The sequence below is a fragment of the Rhizobacter sp. genome (assembly GCF_031412495.1).
Classification (GTDB): Bacteria; Pseudomonadota; Gammaproteobacteria; order Burkholderiales; family Burkholderiaceae_C; genus Schlegelella_A.
In genome coordinates, this window is the sequence record NZ_JANODC010000499.1 from 1 (window position 1) to 1,513 (window position 1,513).

2 protein-coding genes are annotated in these 1,513 nt (G+C 67.8%); both read left to right on the forward strand.

Annotated features, from left to right (window positions below):
* The coding region (locus AC30N0_RS18720) for an ABC transporter ATP-binding protein (protein ID WP_489519398.1) at positions 1-870 on the forward strand (870 nt) is incomplete at its 5' end.
* A gap of 39 nt (positions 871-909) precedes the next feature.
* A partial coding sequence (locus AC30N0_RS18725) for an extracellular solute-binding protein (RefSeq protein WP_489519399.1) occupies positions 910-1,513 on the forward strand: 604 nt, incomplete at its 3' end.

Sequence of the window (1,513 nt, forward strand, 5' to 3'; positions counted from 1 at the left end):
ATCGCGGGGCTCGAGTCGGCCACCAGCGGCCAGGTTTTCGTCGACGGCGTGGACGTCACGCACGCGCCGCCGGCCCAGCGCGGCATCTCGATGGTGTTCCAGAACTACGCGCTCTTTCCGCACCTCAGCGTGGCGCAGAACATCGGCTTCGGCCTCTCAGTGCGCAAGGTCGAAAGAAGCGAGGCCGCGCGCCGCTTCAAGGAGGCCGCCGAGTTGCTGGGCCTCACGCCGCTGCTCGAGCGCAAGCCCTCGCAACTCTCGGGCGGGCAGCAGCAGCGCGTGGCACTCGGCCGCGCCCTCGTCGCGCAGACCCAGGTCTGCCTGATGGACGAGCCGCTGTCGAACCTCGATGCGCAACTGCGCCAGGAGATGCGCCACGAGCTGCGCGAGCTGCAGCAGCGCCTGGGCCTGACGGTGGTCTACGTCACGCACGACCAGACCGAGGCGATGAGCATGGCCGACCAGGTGGTGCTGCTGAACCAGGGCCGCATCGAGCAGAACGCCGCGCCGCGCGAGCTGTACGCGATGCCGGCCACCACTTTCGCGGCACGCTTCATCGGCACGCCGGCGATGAACCTGCTCAAGCTCGACGGCGGCCGGATCGCCGGCAGCAGCGTCGCCGTGCGCCAGCCCGCGGCCACGCTGGGCATCCGGCCCGAATCGGTGTCGCTCGGCGGCGCGGTGCCGGCCACCGTCAAGAGCGTCGAGTACCTCGGCGCCGACCTGGTGCTGCGCTGCGCTGTCGGCAGCGAGCTCGTGACGGTGCGGGCCGAGGGCAAGACCGAGTTGGCCGAAGGTGCTGCAGTGCGCCTGGGCTGGGCAGCGCAGGACGAACATTTCTTCGACTCGTTGGGCGCACGCGTCGCCTGAATCTTTTTCCCCTCAACACTTCACAAGAGGAGCCGCTCGATGCAACGCAAGACCTTCAACCAGCTGCTGGCCGCCACGGCGCTCGGTGCCTTCACGCTCGGCGCGCAGGCCCAGGCGCCCACCGACATCTCGTTCTTCTTCCCGGTGGCCGTCGGCGGGCCGATCACGAAGATCATCGACGAGTACGCGGCCGACTTCGGCAAGGAGAACGCCGGGATCAAGGTCACGCCGATCTATGCCGGCAGCTACCAGGACACGATCGTCAAGGCCCTCACGGCCCACAAGTCGGGCAGCCCGCCGGTGACCTCGGTGCTGCTGTCGACCGACATGTTCACGCTGATCGACGAAGACGCCATCGTGCCGATCGACAACTTCATCAAGACCGCCGAAGACCGCGCCTGGCTCGGCGGCTTCTACAAGGCCTTCATGTTGAACAGCCAGACCGGCGGCAAGACCTGGGGCATCCCGTTCCAGCGCTCGACCGTGGTGCTGTACTACAACAAGGAGCTGTTCAAGGCCGCGGGCCTCGACCCGAACAAGCCGCCGGCCAGCTGGGCCGAGATGGCCGATGCGGCGAAGAAGCTGACGGTGAAGGACGCATCGGGCAAGGTCACGCAGTACGGCGTGCAGATTCCGTCGAGCG